Origin of the sequence: Vibrio sp. Vb1755, from assembly GCF_033338635.1 — a bacterium.
GTDB classification, from domain to species: Bacteria; Pseudomonadota; Gammaproteobacteria; order Enterobacterales; family Vibrionaceae; genus Vibrio; species Vibrio alginolyticus.
Genome location: NZ_JAWOTA010000237.1, coordinates 1 through 1209, shown reverse-complemented (window position 1 = coordinate 1209; position 1209 = coordinate 1). Strand labels below are relative to the sequence as shown.

The 1209-nt window shown below is 50.1% G+C and carries 1 protein-coding gene; it reads left to right on the top strand.

The window, feature by feature from the left end:
- Positions 1 to 1209, top strand: a 1209-nt coding sequence (gene leuA / locus R7E00_RS24200) for a 2-isopropylmalate synthase (protein ID WP_318124793.1), incomplete at both ends; no start/stop codon positions are given.

Here is a 1209-nt window from a genome sequence, read left to right as displayed (position 1 = left end):
CTGCAGATTGCCTATGCGCTTGAAAGGCTGGGCGTTGATGTTATCGAAGCCGGTTTTCCTATCTCTTCCCCTGGCGATTTCGAGTCCGTACAAACTATTGCAAAACACATCAAAAATAGCCGAGTTTGTGCCCTTTCGCGTGCCGTTGCGAAAGACATCGATGCCGCAGCTGAAGCGCTAAAAGTTGCTGACCAATTCCGTATCCACACTTTTCTAGCCACTTCCACGATTCACGTTCAAGACAAGCTACGCCGCAGTTACGATGACGTACTTGAAATGGCGGTCAACGCCGTTAAACACGCGCGTAACTACACCGATGATGTCGAATTTTCTTGTGAAGACGCAGGCCGAACACCAATCGACAATCTATGTCGCATGGTTGAAGCCGCAATTGATGCTGGCGCAAGCACCATCAACATTCCCGATACCGTTGGCTACACAGTGCCAAGCGAGTTCGGTGGCATCATCCAAACGCTTTTCAACCGCGTGCCGAACATCGACAAGGCCATCATTTCTGTGCACTGTCATGATGACTTGGGCATGTCGGTCGCAAACTCAATTGCAGCAGTACAAGCCGGTGCTCGCCAAATTGAAGGCACCATCAATGGTATCGGCGAGCGTGCGGGTAACTGCTCACTAGAAGAGATCGCGATGATCATCAAGACGCGTCAAGAGCTTCTGGGCGTAAGCACGGGGATCAAGCACGAAGAAATCCATCGTACTAGCAAGTTAGTGAGTCAACTGTGCAACATGCCGATCCAAAGCAACAAAGCGGTCGTGGGTGCCAATGCATTCAGCCATTCTTCAGGTATCCACCAAGACGGCATGTTAAAGAACAAGAACACTTACGAGATCATGACACCTGAGTCGATTGGTCTTAAGAACCAAGCACTTAACCTAACCAGTCGTAGCGGCCGAGCGGCGGTGAAGAGCCACATGGATTCCATGGGTTATAAAGAAGATGAGTACAACCTAGACGCACTGTACGCCGACTTCTTGAAACTGGCCGACCGTAAAGGCCAAGTGTTTGATTACGATTTGGAAGCGCTAATGCACTTCTCGAACTTGCGTGAAGAAGATGACTTCTACAAGTTGAATTACCTAAGCGTGCAATCGGGCAGCGTGATGGCAACCACCAGCATCAAGATGCAATGTGGTGATGCGGAAATGTGTGAAGCGGCGGTCGGTAATGGGCCTGTTGATGCGCTA